Here is a 15312-nt window from a genome sequence, read left to right on the forward strand (position 1 = left end):
GCGATCCACCCCGGCTACGGCTTCCTCTCCGAGAACGCCGAGTTCGCCCGTGCCTGCGAAGCCGCCGGGATCGTCTTCATCGGCCCGGATGCGGAAGCCATCCACCTGATGGGCAGCAAGCGCCTGTCGAAGATCGCCATGCTCGCCGCCGGGGTGCCGTGCATCCCCGGCTACGAAGGCGCCGAACAGGACGACGCGACCCTGCGGCGCGAGGCCGAACGCATCGGCTACCCGCTGATGATCAAGGCCAGCGCCGGCGGCGGCGGCCGCGGCATGCGCCTGGTGGAGGAACCCGGCCAACTGCTGGAACAGTTGCGCACTGCGCGCTCGGAAGCGCTGGGCGCCTTCGGCAGCGCCGAGCTGATCCTGGAGAGGGCCGTGCTGCGCCCGCGCCATGTGGAGATCCAGGTGTTCGGCGACCGCCACGGCAACCTGCTCTACCTCGGCGAACGCGACTGCTCGGTGCAGCGCCGCCACCAGAAGGTCATCGAGGAAGCCCCCTGCCCGGTGCTCGATGCCGACCTGCGTCGCGCCATGGGCGAGGCGGCGGTGAAGGCCGCGGCCTCGGTCAACTACGTGGGCGCCGGCACCGTCGAGTTTCTTCTCGGCGAGGATGGTCGCTTCTACTTCCTGGAGATGAATACCCGCCTGCAGGTCGAACACCCGGTCACCGAACTGGTCACCGGCCAGGACCTGGTGGCCTGGCAGATCCGCATCGCCGAGGGCCATCCGCTGCCGCTGCGGCAGGAGCAGGTGGAACTGCGCGGGCATGCCATCGAGGTCCGCCTCTACGCCGAGGACGCCGGTCGCGGCTTCCTGCCGCAGACCGGCACGGTGCTGCGCTGGGACCCGGAACTGCTGCCCGGCGTACGCATCGACCATGGCCTGGTCGAGGGGCAGGCGGTGACGCCCTTCTACGACCCGATGCTGGCCAAGCTGATCGCCTACGGGGCGACCCGCGACGAAGCCCGGCGCAAGCTGATCCGCGCGCTAGAGCGCTGCGTGCTGCTGGGGGTCGACGGCAACCAGCGGTTCCTCGCCAACCTCCTGGCGCATCCGGACTTCGCCGCCGGCGAGGCGACCACCGCCTTCATCGGCGAACGCTTCGCCGAAGACCCCAGCCTGCAACCGCGCCAGCCGGGCGCCGAGGAACTGGCCCTGGCCGCCGCCCTGCTCTACCAGGCCGGCGCCGAGGCCAGTGCGCACCAGCCCGGCCTGGCCGGCTGGCGCAGCGCCGCCGGGGCACCGTGGAAGATCGTCCTGAAGCACGCCGAACAGCGCCTGGAGATCGGCCTGGAGGTCCTCGAAAGCGGTCGTCGGCCGCGACTGCTGGCGCGCCTGGAGCGACGCGAGATCGCCGTGCGCCTGCTCGACTGCGACGGACGCTGGGCCAGCGCCGAACTCGACGGCATTCGCCGTCGCCACGCCTACCACCTGGACGGCGGGCGCCTCTGGCTATACGGCCACGGCGGCAACCTCGAACTGCTCGACGTCACCCACGCCGGCGCCAGCGCCCAGGTCGGCGCCAGTTCCGGCACGCTCAAGGCGCCGATGGACGGCGCCATCGTCGAGGTGCTGGTCGGCGAGGGCGAACGGGTCGGCAAGGGCCAACTGCTGCTGGTGCTGGAGGCAATGAAGATGGAACACCCGCTGAAGGCCGGAGTCGACGGCGTGGTCCGCCGCGTCCAGGTCGGCCGTGGCGAGCAGGTGCGCAACCGGCAGGTGCTGGTCGAGGTGGAAGCCGACGCCTGAGACAACCCGCCGCTCATCCGCAACGACAACGACAAGAAAACGGAGACGCCCATGTCACTGCACGGCAAGACCCTGTTCATCACCGGCGCCAGCCGCGGCATCGGCCGGGAGATAGCCCTGCGCGCCGCGCGCGATGGCGCCAACCTGGTGATCGCGGCGAAGAGCGCCGAGCCGCATCCGAAGCTGGAAGGCACCATCTTCAGCGTCGCCGCCGAGGTCGAGGCCGCCGGCGGCCAGGCCCTGCCGCTGCAACTCGACGTGCGCGACGAGCAGGCCGTGGCGGCGGCCATGGCCCGCGCCGCCGAACGCTTCGGCGGGATCGACGCGCTGGTCAACAACGCCGGGGCGATCCGCCTGGTCGGGGTGGAGAAGCTGGAGCCCAAGCGCTTCGACCTGATGTACCAGATCAACACCCGCGCGGTGCTGGTCTGCAGCCAGGCCGCCCTGCCCTACCTGCGCAGGAGCGCCAACGGCCACATCCTCAGCCTGTCGCCGCCGATCAACCTGGCCGGCAGGTGGTTCGCCCAGCACGGCCCCTACACGGTCACCAAGTACGGCATGAGCATGCTTACCCTGGGGATGCACGAGGAGTTCGGGAAATACGCCATCAGCGTCAACGCGCTGTGGCCGAAGACCATGATCGCCACCGCCGCCATCGAGTTCGAGCTGGGCAGCCGTGACGCCTTCCGCCGCGCGCGCACCCCGGCGATCATGGCCGACGCCGCGCACGCCATTCTCACCAGCGAGGGGCGCAGCCTCAGCGGGCGCCTGCTGGTCGACGAGGAATTGCTGCGCGAGCGCGGCCAGAGCGATTTCGAGCAGTACCGCTACGACCCGGAGGGTGGCGCGCTGGTGCCCGACCTGTTCCTCGACTGAGGTCTCCGACGAAAGGCGCGCGGTGCTCTGCGGCGGGCTTCCGGGCTATTTGCCGAAGTGCCCCGGGGCGACCGCGCAACGGTCATAGCCGAGGCGGCGGCTGCGGTCTAGAGTCGCGGGAGCGTCCTACGCCCCGCACAACAACGACAAAGCGCGAGAGCCATGACCCACGCCGACCTGATCACTTTCAACCGTTTCGTTGCCCGCCTGCCTGCCACCTTCGGCCGCGTGCCGCGCATGCTGCGCGGCCTGTACTACACCGCGATCCGTAACCGCGAGAAGAGCCTGTCCCTGGGCTGGGCGCTGGAGCGCGCGGCACGCCTGTACCCGGACAACCCGGCGGTGCTCGACGGCCAGCGGCGGATCAGCTACGCCCTGTTCAACGGCTGGGCCAATCGCCTGGCGCGCGCCTTCAAGGCCGAGGGCGTAGGCCACGGCAGCGTGGTCGCGGTGATGCTGGAGAACCGCGTCGAGCTGCTGGCGATCCTCGCCGCCCTGGCCAAGCTCGGCGCCATCGGCGCACTGGTCAACACCACCCAGCGCGGCAAGGTCCTGGTGCACAGCCTGAACCTGGTGAAGCCCGGCCACTTCGTGGTCGGCGAAGAGTTGCGCGAGGTGTTCGAGGAAGTCCGCCAGGAGGTGCTCGGCAACGCCGGCCATTGCTACTGGGTCGACGACGGCGACACCCTCGGCGATCCCGGCTCGCCGCCGATGGGCTGGCGCAACCTGATGCGCCTGGCCCAGGGACAGACCTCGGAGAACCTCGAGGACACCGGCAGGGTGCGGCTCAAGGACTCCTGCTTCTACATCTACACCTCCGGCACCACCGGCCTGCCGAAAGCCTCGATCATGAGCCACGGCAAGTGGATCAAGGCCTACGGCGGCTTCGGCCATTCCGGCCTGGGCCTGGGCCGCGACGACGTGCTCTACCTGACCCTGCCCTGCTACCACAACAACGCCGTGACCGTCTGCTGGAGCGCGGCGCTCGCCGGCGGCGCGGCCATGGCCCTGCGCCGCAAGTTCTCCGCCAGCGGTTTCTGGAAGGACGTGCAGCACTACCGGGCGACCTGCTTCGGCTACATCGGCGAACTCTGCCGCTACCTGCTGAACCAGCCGCCGTGCGCCGAGGAACGCGGCAATAGCCTGACCTGCATGATCGGCAACGGCCTGCGCCCGTCGATCTGGGCCGAGTTCAAGCAACGCTTCGAGATCCAGCGGATCACCGAGTTCTACGCTTCCAGCGAAGGCAACATCGGCTTCACCAACGTATTCAATTTCGACAATACGGTGGGCTTCTCCCCAGCCACCTACGCCATCGTCCGCTACGACCTGGAGAACGACCGCCCGGTGCGCGACGCCAAGGGCTTCATGGAGAAGGTCGGCAAGGGCGAGGTCGGCCTGCTGATCAGCGAGATCAGCGCGAAGTGGCCGTTCGACGGCTACACCGATCCGGCCAAGAGCGAAGCGGTGATCCTCCGCGACGTGTTCAAGAAGGGCGACGCCTGGTTCAACACCGGCGACCTGATGCGCGACATCGGTTTCAAGCACACCCAGTTCGTCGACCGTCTCGGCGACACCTTCCGCTGGAAGGGCGAGAACGTTTCCACCACCGAGGTGGAAAACGCCCTCGGCGCCTTCGACGGGGTCGAGGATGCGGTGGTCTACGGCGTGGAGATTCCCGGCACCAACGGCCGCTGCGGGATGGCCGCACTGCGCCTGGCCGATGGCGTCGAACTGGACCGCGAGGCCCTCGCCGCGCACCTCGACCGCGAGTTGCCGGCCTATGCCACGCCGGTGTTCCTGCGCCTGCTGCGCGAAGTCGAGACCACCGGCACCTTCAAGTACAAGAAGACCGACCTCAAGCGCGACGCCTACGATCCCGCGCGGGTGAGCGACAAACTCTTCGTCAGGTTGCCCGGCAGCGCCGGCTACCAGCCGTTGGACGCGGAGCTGTACCAGGCGTTGCAGGAGCAGCGCTACCGCTTCTGAGCGCCGGGGCGGCCTACTGGCGGAACTCGAACTGCAACTCGGCCCCTTCCAGGGGCCGCGACACGCCCAGTTCGCGGTCGCGATAGAGCAACTGGCCGTTGAGGCGGAAGTCGCTGTCGTCCTTTTCCTCGAACATCGGCGGCAACAGCGGCTTGGGCTTATGGGTCTCTTCCGTGCCGGGCGGCGCCATCTTCTGCACCAGTTCCTTCGGCAGGCGCAGGTCCAGCTTGGCGCTCGGCAGCGGCTTGCGCACCTCGGGGTCGAGACGAGCGGTGGAAGCGCGCTTCGCCGGCGCCGGCTTGTCCTTGGCGACCGGCCTGCTGGCCGGCTTCGGCGGCGCAGCCGCAGGCTTCGGCTTGGCCGGCGGCTTGGGTTCGGCAACCTGCTCCGCGGCTGGCGCGACCTTCTTCGAAGCTGTTTTCGGCGCGGCAGGCACGGCAGGCGCTGGCTCCGCTCGTGCAGGCTTCACTGGCTTGGCAGGGGCGCGCTGCTCCTGCGGCGGTGCTTCCGGGGCTTTCTTTTCCGGTGCCTTGGAGCCGTCATCACAGGCCGCCAGGAAGCAACCGAAAAGAACAACGACGCAAATTCGGCAAAGACGTTTCATAGTCACGCAGGTATGGCCAATTGCGGCAATGCTGACGGCAGACTGCAACCAAGGCAAGGGGTCACTATCGTCATCCTGGCACTCTCTCGGTTGTTCGCCCCATGTCTAACCTGTCATGCACGGATAACCGCTTGATGTCAGCCCGCGACGCCATCACGGCGTCGCGGGCCATGGTCGTCACGGCCGTTTCTTGGCGCTCGCGGCTATCGTCGCGAGGCGTTCCAGTCGTTCCACCAGGTTCTCTCCGGGGAAACGTTTCTGCAGCTCGGCCAACTGGGTCGCGGCCTGCTCCGTCTTGCCCTGCTCACGCAGGGCAAGGACCGCCCCGAGCGCCTCGTCGAGCACCTCCGGCTTCACCGCAACCGCCTTGCCCCTGGCCTGGGCGACGAAGTCGCCAGCCAGCTCCGCCTGGACCTTCGCCTGCTGCGCGGCCTGGGCCGGCGGTCGGTCGGCCAGGGCAGCCGGAGCCGGCGGCGCGGCCTCGGCCATCAGTTGCGGCGCCTCCCCGGACGATGCGTAGCTGGCCAGCAAGGCCGGGGACTCCGACATCTCGCCGGACAGCGGAGCCGGCGCCGCCGGCGCGCGCATGGCCCGCTTCGCCGCAGCGGCCCCGGCGACTCCGTCGCGCAGGGGCACATCGCTGAACGCCACTTCGGGCCGGGCCTGGCGCTCGGCGTCGTCCAGCACGTTGTGGCTGACCAGCCCCAGCACCAGCGCCACGCCCAGCAGGCTGGCGAAGGCCGCCTGCCAACGCGGCCTGCGGGAGGCTTCCAGCCAGCGCCGCCACCAGGGCCGGGCAGGTTCGACATGCGCCGCCTGGCGTCGCGCGGCGGCGAGGATCGCCTGGTCCAGCGCCGGCGCCGGCTGCTGCGGCGCGTGGGCGCGGAAATGCGCCAGCATCTGCTCTTCGGCGACGCTCGCGGAATGCTTCTGTGGGTTCATACCGCCACCTCCTCGGCCAGCAGCCGGCGCAGCTTCTGCACCGCGTAGCGGAAACGGCTCTTCACCGTCTCCAGCGGCGACTGGGTGAGCGTGGCGATCTCGGCCAGTTCCAGTTCGCCGTGGGCGCGCATCAGGAATACCTCGCGCTGTTCCTCGGGCAGGGTCTCCAGCGCGCTCTGCAAGCGCTCGCCGTCGCGGCTCAGGCTGAGCTGCTGCTCGGGGCCGGCGCCCTGGTCGGGTTGCGCGTGCAACTGTTCGTCGTAGCTGTCCTGCAACGGCTGGCGCTGGCCATGCTTGCGCCAATGATCGATCAGGCGGTTGCGGGCGATCTGGTAGAGCCAGGTGCGGAAGCTCGCCCGGCCCTGCGGCTGGCTCTCGCTGCGGATCAGGCTGAGCCAGGTTTCCTGGTAGATCTCGTCGGCCAGTTCGGTCTGTCCGGCCAGGCCGCAGAGAAAACGGTAGAGACCTTGCCGATGGCGCTGGTAGAGCACCTCGAAGGCCGCGCTGTCGCCCTTGCGGTAACGCGCCAGCAGCGTTTCGTCGCTGCCGGCGGCCGTCGTGGCGCTGGTGGAGGCATGCATGCCGCTGGTCGACTCCTGTCCTGTGTCAAAGGCGACCGAGAGCAGGCTCATCGGCCACATCCTTCGCGGCGCGCATCGGCGTCGCCACGAAACGCCCGGGCCGTCGCCAGAAGCGCGACCGGAGCGGCTATCGGTAGACATTTTCCAGCGTCGGACAGTTCGGCGAAAGTGCCGGTCCGGATGGAAGCCGGGAAAAACATCGAGACGACCTCGTCGTGCAGCGGAGAATACCCGCTGAGACGAAGCTGTCGGTGGATTCGGGTTAATCCCCGGAAAAATTCTTCGCGGACTGTCGCGGGGTGCCCCTCAGCCAGGGGAGCGCCTCGCGCTCAGGCGGCGATAAGGCCTTCCTGGCAAAGCTGCCCGGCAAGCATGCCGAGGGTCATGATCGCCCGCTCCGCCTCGCGGTTCCAGGGAATCCCGCAGGTCAGCCGCAGGCAGTTGTTGAACTGCTCGGTGTTGCTGAAGATCAGCCCCGGGGCGATGCTGATGCCCTGCTCCAGGGCCCGCACGTGGAGTTCCTTGGTGTTGACCTTGGCCGGCAGGCTGACCCAGAGAATGAAGCCGCCCTTGGGCCGGGTCATCTGCGTCCCCTCCGGGAAGTACTGCTGCACCGCCAACTGGTAGGCGGTCATGTTCTTCCGGTACTCCTGGCGGATGTAGCGCAGGTGGCGGTCGTAGCCGCCGTTCTCCAGGTAGGCGGCGACGCCCATCTGGGTCACGGTGCAGGCCGAATGGGTGGTGAAGGTCTGCAAGCGACGGATCTCCTCCTGGTAGCGCTCGGCGATGATCCAGCCGATGCGTACGCCGGGCGAGATGGTCTTGGAGAAACTCGAGCAGTAGATCACCCGGCCGTCGCGGTCGTGGGACTTGAGCGAGCGCGCCTGGCCCTGGTCGAACATCAGTTCGCCGTAGATGTCGTCCTCGACCACCCCGATGTTGTGTTCGGCGGTCAGTTTCAGCAGTTGCTTCTGGCGATCCTCGGGAATCGTCCCGCCGAAGGGATTGCTCAGCCGCGCGGTCAGCACCAAGGCCTTGATCGACCACTGGTTGGCCGCCAGTTGCAGCGCTTCCAGGCTGATCCCGGTGCGCGGGTCGCTGGGGATCTCGATGACCTTCAGGCCCAGCACGTCGGCCAGTTGCAGCAGGCCGTAGTAGCTCGGCGACTCGGTGGCGATCAGGTCGCCGGGACGGGTCAGCACCCGCAGGGCCATGTGGATCGCATCCACGCAGCCGTGGGTGATGGTCACCTGCGACGGGTCGACCACCACGCCGGCGTCGCGCATGCGGATCGCCACCTGCCGCCGCAGCGGCTCGAAACCGGGGCTGAACATGTAGCTGAACGCCCGTGGGCTCTGGAAGCGGGTGACCTTGGCCAGTTGCTGGTGCAAGGCGCGCACCGGCAGGTAGTCCACATGCGGCACCGCCGCGCCGAGCGGGAATACCCCTTCGCGGCGGGACTCGGCGAGCACCTGGTTGATGATGCTGCTGCGGGTGACCAGGCCGGGACGCTCGACCCGCGCGATATCCGGGGTCGGCGCGGTCAGTGCCGGGGTGCGGTGGACGTAGAAGCCGGATTGCGGACGGGCACGGATCAGTCCCTGGTCCTCGAGGGTGGCGTAGGCCTGCAGCACGGTGGCGTGGCTGACGTTCAACTGGGTGCTGAGCTTGCGCACCGACGGTACCCGCTCGCCCGGCTGGTAGACGCCACGGCGAATGTCCTCGGCCAACTGCTGGGCGATGCGTTGGTAAAGCAGCAGATTGGTCATGGCGGGTTTTCCTCGGCGATTGAACCGAAACAGTAGCTCAATTCGTGAAACTGCTCCAGAACAGTTCGGCCGACAACCAGGCATACAGTCGCAAAACTGTACGGGTCGGTCGCAGAGACGGCGCGTTTGCGAGGAAAAGAAAACCCGGTCGGTCGCCACCGGCCGGGTGCGGGCGGGAAACAGTCCGCCAAGAGCCGCCTGGGGAGCGGCCATAGGGAAAGTCAGAAACGCAACGCGTCCGCCGCCGCGCTCTCGCCGGTCGACGCTTGCCAGGCGAAGGGGCTTGGCGTCAGGCCGAGATCGCCGAACAGGCGGTAGTCCGGGACGGCGGCGGGCTGGCGGGAGGTCGGGGAAAAGTCATCGCGGCTGAGGCGGGTGACCAGAACCCGGGCCTGCACCTGCAATGCCACCAGGCTGAGGCTTTCCCGCGCCGTGCAGCCCGCCTCGCCGCACGCCACCGGCGAGTCCTCCAGCAGGAGTTCCTGGCGGCGTGCTTCGGCAACCGCGCGGAGTTCGGCGGCGAAGGACGGCTGGCACAGGCTCAGCAACAACGGCAGGACGAAACGGGCAAAGCGGGGCTGGCGGATCATGCGGATTCCTCGGCTGCGGCGGGATGGCTCCCGGGGGCTGGCGAGGATTGTTCCGCAACTGGCGGTCGAGATGTTTCGAACCCCGGTCAGGCGAGTTCGTGGAGCCAGTTCATCACGCCCAGGGCGATCAGTTCGGCGTCACTGTTGAGGCCTATCTTGACCATCGCGTTCTTCTTGTGGGTGCTGATAGTCGACACGCTGCGCATGGTCCGCTGGGCGATCTCGCTGACCGTGTCGCCACGCGCCAGGCGTCGGAGGATGTCCACCTCGGTGGGGCTCAGCGGCTTGCCGGTATGCCGCTGCGGGTGCAGGCCGGGGTCGAGGAAGGTCTGTCCGAGCGCCATGCACTCCAGCGCCGCCTTCAACGTCTCCAGCGGGCTGCGCTTGCTGATGTAGGCCGAGGCGCCGCTGCGCAGGACCGCCTTGGCCAGCAACGGCGCGCTGAACACCGAGTAGACCATCACCTTCATTTGCGGGCAGTGCCGGGTCAGCCATTCCACCAGGTGGATACCGTCGCGGCTGCGCTGGCCAGGCAAGCCCAGCTCGGTGATCAGGATGCTTTCCGGCGGCAGGTCGGCCAGACGCTCCACCAGGCTGTCGCTATCGCCGACCACCGCCAGCACCTGGCGTCCGCACTCCTCGCTGAGGTAGCGCTGCAGCGCCCACTGCATGACCGGGAAGGAATCGGCGATCACCAGCCCCGGCAGGGTTTCGTTCGAACTCATTGCGCCTCTCTACTCGTTATAACGAAATACAAGGTGCTTATGCTGCACGGATTGCCGCTCGAACTAGTTCGATCCCGATGATAGCCCGCTCTTGCGCAAGTTCTGACAGAGAAATCCGGCGCCACCCGGTTCGCCAGGCGAAAAAAGCCCCGGACCCTTTGGGGTACCGGGGCTTCCCGCGGCGGCGCGGTTCTCAGCGCGGCGCGCTGAGCTGGCCCTTGTCGTTGGAGAAGACGATCTCCACCCGGCGGTTCTGCGCCCGTCCCCGGTTGGAGGCGTTGTCGGTGACCGGGAAGGCTTCGCCGTAGCCGACCACCTGCATGCGCGCGGGATCCACGCCGAGATCGGCGAGCACGTCGGCCACCGCCTGGGCGCGCTCGCGCGACAGGTCGAGGTTGGCCTGCCTGTCGCCGACGCTGTCGGTATAGCCTTCGATGCGGATCACCCGCCGCGGATTGAGCTGGAGGAACTGCACCAGCTTCAGCGCGGTGCGGTTGGCCGCCGGCTTGAGTTCGGCGCGGTTGAAGTCGAACAGCACGTCGCCAAGGGTGAGCACCAGGCCACGCTCGGTTTCCTCGGTGCTGAGACTGGCGATCTCCTCGCTCAGGCGCTGGCCCTGCTCCTGCACGCTGAGCAGCTTGGCTTCGCGCAGGGCCAGTTGCAGGCGCTCGCGCTCCAGTTGCAGGCGGGTCAGGCGCTCCTGGTTGAGGTTGAGCAAGGCGTGCTGGCGAGCGATCTCGCTGTAGCGCTGGCTCAGGTAGGCATACTGGATCACGTCGCTGCTGCTGCCCCAGTAGCTGGACAGGCGTTCGGCGCGGGCCAGCGATTCGCCGGCGCGGATCACATCCTTGGGCGCCGCGCGGAGCACGTCGGAATCTTCCTTGACCTGATCGAACTCGCTCTGCGCCTTGGCCAGCGACTGTTCGCTGAGCTTGTGGTCGGCGCAGCCAGCCAGCGCGGCGCAGGCCAGCAGGGTGGCGAAGAGAGTCGCTTTGCCCGGCATCAGTCGGTCTCCCCCAGTTGCTTGCGCAGACGTTTCAGGCTCTTGTCCAGCTCGCCGAGCTGGTCCTTGCTCTTCTGCGTCAGCACCTTGGACTCGGCGAGGCGTGCGTCCAGCTCGGCCTGCTCGGCCAACAGGCGCGCCTTCTTGTAGGACTCCGCGGTCATCGCGATCTGCGCCGCGGCGTACTTGTCCTGGGCCAGTTTCAGCTCGGCCACGTCGTCGGTGGCACCCACCGCCTTGGCCTGCTCCAGCGCCTGTTCGGTCAGGCGCATCTGCTCCAGCGGAGCCGGGTCGTTGCTCGCACAACCGCTCAGGGTCAGCGCGGCGAGGCCTGCGGCCATCATCCATCGAATGCTCACAAGTCACTTTCCTGCGTAGTCGAACTGGCGCCGGAAGCCGGCAATTGCTGGGCTTTCCAGCGTTCGAGATTGTCCTGCAAGAGCGTTACGGGAACGCCGGCAGCCGACAATTCTGTCATCTTTTTCGCCAGTTGTCCGCGCAGCCACGGATCGTTGCAGGCGGAGTTGTGCGACAGCGTCAGGTACAGCCCCTCGCTGCTCAGCACCGGTTCCAGCGCCTCCAGGTCGTCGGCCATGCCCAGCGCCTCGACCTGGGCCTGCCCGGGCAGCGCCTGGTAGAGGAGGAACTCGCTGCGCTTGAGCATCAGGTCCTGCAAGCCCTGGGTCAGGCTCGGCACCGGCTTCAGGTCGAGGCTGGCCTTGGCGAAGCGGTCGAACTCCTCGCCCAGGCTGCTGCCGGCCAGCACGCTGCCCTTGTGCCCGATCAGGTCGTCGCGGCCGATGAACGGGAACGCGGCGTCCTTGTTCACCCAGACCACCCCGCTGGTCATCAGGAACGGCGGATGCACGTAGTCCATGCTGCCGAGCCGTGCCAGGGTCAGGTAGGCCCCGGCGAGCAGGTCGGCGCGACCGCTGGTCACCTCTTCCTGGGCCTTCTCCCAGGAGCCGCTGTAGAGCACGTCGATGCGCACGCCAAGTTCCTTGCCCAGGCGCTGCAACAGGTCGGCATTGGCTCCGATCAGGCGCTTCGGATCCTGCGGGTCGCGCCACAGGTAGGGTGGGTATTCCGGGTTGCCGGTGGCCACCAGGCGCTCGCAGGAGCCGGCCGCCGCGGCCAGCCCCGGAACGAACAGCGCCGCCAGCAGGATGCCGGCCAGGCGGCACGGGGAACAGCGAAAGGACATGGATTCAGGCTCCGCGGTACAGGGATGCGCGCAGCAGTCTGCCACATTTCCGCGCGCGCTCCCGCCCCGCTATTCCGATGGGTACCAGCGCGGCGTGTAGACCCAGGCTTCGCCGTCGGCACGCGGGAAGCTGCAGGTGGTGGACGAGCCGATGATCACCAGGGTGCGCATGTCCACCTGCTCCGCACGCAGCTCGCCCAGGGTGGTGCGCAGCAGGCGCTCGCCGGGCCGCCCGATGTCGCGACCGAGCACTACCAGGGTCTGCGGCGAACGATGGCGGGCGACGATCTCCAGCGCCCGTCCCAGTTGCCAGGGCCGCGCCCGCGAGATCGGATTGTAGAAAGCCATCGCCAGGTCGGCGGCGCCGGCCAGGTCCAGGCGCCGCTCGATCACCTCCCAGGGCTTGAGGTTGTCGGACAGCGACAGCAGGCAGAAATCGTGGCCCAGAGGCGCCCCCGCCCTGGCCGCGGTGGCCAGGGCCGCCGAGACGCCTGGGAAGATCCGCAGCTCGACCGCGTCCCAGGCCGGCTCGCCAGCGCCATGCAGGGCTTCCAGCACCGCGGCGGCCATGGCGAACACGCCGGGGTCGCCGGACGATACCAGCACCACCGCCCTGCCCGTCGCCGCCAGTTCGAAGGCATGCCGGGCGCGCTGCAATTCCTCGCGGTTGTCGCTGCCATGCAGCACCTGTCCGGCGCGGAAGGGTCCGGCCATGTCGACGTAGGTCTGGTAGCCGAGGATGTCCTCGGCCTCGTCCAGTGCGCGCCGCGCCGCAGGCACCATCAGCTCGGCGCAGCCGGGCCCCAGGCCGATCACCGTGAGTCGGCCGCGACGCTGGCCGATGCGGTCCATCGCCAAGGGCGCGGCGGCCACCGCCAGCCGGTCGCCGACCTGCTCGGCGGCGGGCAAGGCCTGGCGCAGGCGCGCAGCGGGATCGGCCTGCGGCAGGAAGCGCAGCGGTACGCCGAGCGCATCGGCGGCGGCCTGCAGGCGCGGATCGGCCATCCGCGCGCTGTCGGCCAGCAAGCCGCCGAGCGCCGCCGCGGCCAGGCCGGCATCGACCAGCGCCTGGCGCACCGCGTCCGCCGCCGCGTCGGCAGGTTCGAGCGCCGCCAGCACGCAGCGCGGATGGATCAGCAGTTCCTCGGCCCGCGGCGCACGCGCCGAGGGCGTCACGTGAATCGCCAGCGCCGCCGCCGGGTCGCGCGGCAAACGGGCCGCGTCGAGCCAGCCGGCGGCACCCTCGACGCGCACCGGCTGGCCACCGAGCAAATCGGCAACGAAGCGCTTGCCCTGCTCCAGGTCGGCCAGGACATAACCGGCGGGCGGGTTGAGCACGCAGGTGCCGAAGCGCAGCTCGCCGCTGGTGGTGATCGCCGGCGCCACGGCCAGCACCTCGCCGATTTCCCGCGCCAGCCGGTTGACCCCGGCCAGCCCGCCGAGCAGCGGCACCACCGCGCTGCCGTCCTCGGCCAGGGCCAGCACCGGCGGCTCCGCTCCCTTGCGTTGCAACAACGGCGCCAGGCTGCGAATGACGATGCCGGCGGCGCACAGGGCGACGATCGGGCGGTCGGCGCAATACAGTTCGCGCAGGGTGTCGCCGAAGTCCGTATAGGAACGGTCGGCCTCGACCCGCCCGGCGAGCCCGTGGACCAGCGCCCCGGGATAGCGCGCCTGGACCCGCCGCGCGGTATCCAGCGCGCCCTGGCCGAGGATGACGATGGCCGGAACCTGCTGGGCGTCACTCACCGCCGGCCCCTCCCTGCCACTTGTCGCCGGGGACGACGATCAGCGAGAAGTACGGCGAGGCCATCGGCTCGACCCGTTCCAACGGCACGATCCGCTGGTTGGCCATGGTCGCCCGCTCGACGTACAGCGCGCGGCGCTCGAGGCCAAGCTCGACCAGCACGCGGCGGACCTTGTCGAAATTGCGTCCGAGTTTCATCACCACCGCCGCGTCGGCATCCGCCAGGCGCCGGCGCAACTCCTCCTCGGGCAGCACTCCGGAGAGCACCGAGAGGCTCTGGTTGCGGTACACCAGCGGCGCACCGAGCACCGCCGCGCCGCCGAGCATCGAGCAAACGCCAGGCACCACTTCGCTTTCGTAGCGCGTCGCCAGGCGGTCGTGCAGGTACATGTAGGAACCGTAGAAGAACGGGTCGCCCTCGCAGATCACCGCCACGTCGCGGCCGGCGTCCAGGTGCGCGGCCAGCTGTTCGGCGGCGGTGTCGTAGAAATCGCTGATGATGGTCTCGTAGCACAGCGGCGGTTCCAGCTTCTCGGTGGTCACCGGATAGACCAGCGGCAGGCGCACTTGGGCCTGGTCCAGGTGCGCCTCGATGATGCCGAAGGCGTTGCCCTTCTTGCCCTTGGCCACGAAATAGCCGACTACCGGCGCCGCGCGCAGCAGGCGCAGGGCCTTGAGGGTGATCAGTTCGGGATCGCCGGGCCCGACGCCCAGGCCCAGCAGGCGGCCCTTCACGACACTCATCATTCGCGCTCCGTGGCCAGGGCGTTCACCGCCGCGGCGGCCATGGCGCTGCCGCCACGGCGACCGCGGACGATCACGTAGGGCACCCCGCGGCTATCGGCGGCGAGCATCTCCTTGGATTCCGCGGCGCCGACGAAGCCGACCGGGAAGCCCAGGATCAGCGCCGGTTTCGGCGCGCCGGCGTCGAGCATTTCCAGCAGGTAGAACAGCGCGGTCGGCGCGTTGCCGATCACCACCACGCTGCCCTCCAGGTGCTCGCGCCAGTGCTCCAGGGCCACCGCCGAGCGGGTATTGCCGAGTTCCGTGGCGAGCGCCGGCACGTCCGCTTCGTTGAGGGTGCAGATCACCCGGTTGGCGGCGGGCAGCCGCGAGCGGGTCACGCCTTCGGCGACCATCCGCGCGTCGCAGAGGATCGCCGCGCCGGCGGCCAGCGCGGCGCGGCCGGCGGCGCCGGCGCCGGGCGAGAAGCGCAGGTCGTCGACCACGTCGACCATGCCGCAGGCGTGGATCACCCTGACCGCGAGCTTTTCCAGGTCGGCCGGGATGCCGGCGAGGTTCGCTTCGGCGCGGATGGTGGCGAACGACTGGCGATAGATCGCCTGGCCATCGCGGATGTAGTCAATCATGCGGGTTTTCCGGAAGTGGGCTGGGAAGGCAGGGCCGCCAGGTAATCGGCGGCCGTGGCGAAAGTCAGGCGGCTGGCCAGCAACTGGCCGAATCCGGGGTGGCATGGGTCGCGCCGGTACAGTTCGTAGAACCCGCCGCTGCGCGCCAGCAGGGTGAGCG

Annotated in this window: 15 protein-coding genes; 3 read left to right on the forward strand and 12 right to left on the reverse strand. The window is 68.9% G+C overall.

Features of this window, described 5'->3' with window-relative positions:
* From atuF to FFS27_RS15000, 3 genes are all read left to right on the forward strand, one after another.
* The coding region (gene atuF, locus FFS27_RS14990; RefSeq protein WP_137952081.1) for a geranyl-CoA carboxylase subunit apha at window positions 1-1752 on the forward strand (1752 nt) is incomplete at its 5' end.
* A gap of 51 nt (window positions 1753-1803) precedes the next feature.
* The gene (locus FFS27_RS14995) at window positions 1804-2628 is read left to right on the forward strand and encodes an SDR family oxidoreductase (protein WP_003101741.1); all 825 of its coding nucleotides are present in this window, start codon (window positions 1804-1806) and stop codon (window positions 2626-2628) included.
* A 162-nt stretch (window positions 2629-2790) separates the two neighbouring features.
* A complete protein-coding gene (locus FFS27_RS15000; protein WP_003101743.1) occupies window positions 2791-4617 on the forward strand; it encodes a long-chain-acyl-CoA synthetase in 1827 nt (608 codons plus the stop codon).
* Between the two features lie 13 nt (window positions 4618-4630).
* Here the strand turns inward: FFS27_RS15000 and FFS27_RS15005 are convergent, their stop codons facing one another.
* From FFS27_RS15005 to FFS27_RS15060, 12 genes are all read right to left on the reverse strand, one after another.
* Window positions 4631-5053, reverse strand: coding sequence for a hypothetical protein (locus FFS27_RS15005; protein WP_003091000.1), 423 nt, complete (start codon window positions 5051-5053; stop codon window positions 4631-4633).
* Window positions 5054-5398: 345 nt separating this feature from the next.
* A complete protein-coding gene (gene sbrR / locus FFS27_RS15010; protein ID WP_023094637.1) occupies window positions 5399-6163 on the reverse strand; it encodes an anti-sigma factor SbrR in 765 nt (254 codons plus the stop codon).
* Window positions 6160-6744: an ECF family RNA polymerase sigma factor SbrI gene (sbrI, locus tag FFS27_RS15015; RefSeq protein WP_003119848.1), complete on the reverse strand. Its 585-nt coding sequence runs from the start codon at window positions 6742-6744 to the stop codon at window positions 6160-6162. The genes sbrR and sbrI overlap by 4 nt, the downstream gene beginning before the upstream one ends.
* Window positions 6745-7073: 329 nt before the next feature.
* Window positions 7074-8513 (reverse strand): aminotransferase-like domain-containing protein, encoded by a 1440-nt coding sequence (locus FFS27_RS15020; RefSeq protein ID WP_003091003.1) that lies wholly within the window; start codon window positions 8511-8513, stop codon window positions 7074-7076.
* A 221-nt stretch (window positions 8514-8734) separates the two neighbouring features.
* Window positions 8735-9103, reverse strand: coding sequence for a hypothetical protein (locus tag FFS27_RS15025; RefSeq protein ID WP_021264983.1), 369 nt, complete (start codon window positions 9101-9103; stop codon window positions 8735-8737).
* Between the two features lie 86 nt (window positions 9104-9189).
* The gene (locus FFS27_RS15030) at window positions 9190-9828 is read right to left on the reverse strand and encodes a response regulator transcription factor (RefSeq protein ID WP_003091005.1); all 639 of its coding nucleotides are present in this window, start codon (window positions 9826-9828) and stop codon (window positions 9190-9192) included.
* Window positions 9829-10021: 193 nt separating this feature from the next.
* A complete protein-coding gene (locus FFS27_RS15035) occupies window positions 10022-10831 on the reverse strand; it encodes an OmpA family protein (protein ID WP_003091007.1) in 810 nt (269 codons plus the stop codon).
* Window positions 10831-11190 (reverse strand): DUF4398 domain-containing protein, encoded by a 360-nt coding sequence (locus FFS27_RS15040; protein WP_003091008.1) that lies wholly within the window; start codon window positions 11188-11190, stop codon window positions 10831-10833. The genes FFS27_RS15035 and FFS27_RS15040 overlap by 1 nt, the downstream gene beginning before the upstream one ends.
* Window positions 11187-12035, reverse strand: a complete 849-nt coding sequence (locus FFS27_RS15045; protein ID WP_003091009.1) for a substrate-binding periplasmic protein — start codon at window positions 12033-12035, stop codon at window positions 11187-11189. Before FFS27_RS15045 ends, FFS27_RS15040 begins: the two co-directional genes overlap by 4 nt.
* A 69-nt stretch (window positions 12036-12104) precedes the next feature.
* The gene (gene cobJ, locus FFS27_RS15050) at window positions 12105-13784 is read right to left on the reverse strand and encodes a precorrin-3B C(17)-methyltransferase (protein ID WP_023100940.1); all 1680 of its coding nucleotides are present in this window, start codon (window positions 13782-13784) and stop codon (window positions 12105-12107) included.
* The gene (locus tag FFS27_RS15055) at window positions 13777-14529 is read right to left on the reverse strand and encodes a precorrin-2 C(20)-methyltransferase (RefSeq protein WP_003091011.1); all 753 of its coding nucleotides are present in this window, start codon (window positions 14527-14529) and stop codon (window positions 13777-13779) included. The genes cobJ and FFS27_RS15055 overlap by 8 nt, the downstream gene beginning before the upstream one ends.
* Window positions 14526-15152 carry a precorrin-8X methylmutase gene (locus tag FFS27_RS15060; RefSeq protein WP_003107929.1) on the reverse strand — a complete coding sequence of 209 codons (627 nt, stop codon included), beginning with the start codon at window positions 15150-15152 and terminating at the stop codon, window positions 14526-14528. Before FFS27_RS15060 ends, FFS27_RS15055 begins: the two co-directional genes overlap by 4 nt.
* Window positions 15153-15312 lie beyond the last annotated feature (160 nt).

It is taken from the genome of Pseudomonas sp. 2VD (assembly GCF_005503585.1).
Classification (GTDB): domain Bacteria; phylum Pseudomonadota; class Gammaproteobacteria; order Pseudomonadales; family Pseudomonadaceae; genus Pseudomonas; species Pseudomonas aeruginosa.

Excerpts from the sequence above, each read along its gene's own strand:
- FFS27_RS15055 (WP_003091011.1), bottom strand. The coding sequence starts at position 14,529 with ATGATGAGTGTCGTGAAGGGCCGCCTGCTGGGCCTGGGCGTCGGGCCC.
- FFS27_RS15000 (WP_003101743.1), top strand. The coding sequence starts at position 2,791 with ATGACCCACGCCGACCTGATCACTTTCAACCGTTTCGTTGCCCGCCTG.
- FFS27_RS15020 (WP_003091003.1), bottom strand. The coding sequence starts at position 8,513 with ATGACCAATCTGCTGCTTTACCAACGCATCGCCCAGCAGTTGGCCGAG.
- FFS27_RS14995 (WP_003101741.1), top strand. The coding sequence starts at position 1,804 with ATGTCACTGCACGGCAAGACCCTGTTCATCACCGGCGCCAGCCGCGGC.
- sbrI (WP_003119848.1), bottom strand. The coding sequence starts at position 6,744 with ATGCATGCCTCCACCAGCGCCACGACGGCCGCCGGCAGCGACGAAACG.
- FFS27_RS15060 (WP_003107929.1), bottom strand. The coding sequence starts at position 15,152 with ATGATTGACTACATCCGCGATGGCCAGGCGATCTATCGCCAGTCGTTC.
- FFS27_RS15030 (WP_003091005.1), bottom strand. The coding sequence starts at position 9,828 with ATGAGTTCGAACGAAACCCTGCCGGGGCTGGTGATCGCCGATTCCTTC.
- FFS27_RS15035 (WP_003091007.1), bottom strand. The coding sequence starts at position 10,831 with ATGCCGGGCAAAGCGACTCTCTTCGCCACCCTGCTGGCCTGCGCCGCG.
- FFS27_RS15045 (WP_003091009.1), bottom strand. The coding sequence starts at position 12,035 with ATGTCCTTTCGCTGTTCCCCGTGCCGCCTGGCCGGCATCCTGCTGGCG.
- FFS27_RS15025 (WP_021264983.1), bottom strand. The coding sequence starts at position 9,103 with ATGATCCGCCAGCCCCGCTTTGCCCGTTTCGTCCTGCCGTTGTTGCTG.
- sbrR (WP_023094637.1), bottom strand. The coding sequence starts at position 6,163 with ATGAACCCACAGAAGCATTCCGCGAGCGTCGCCGAAGAGCAGATGCTG.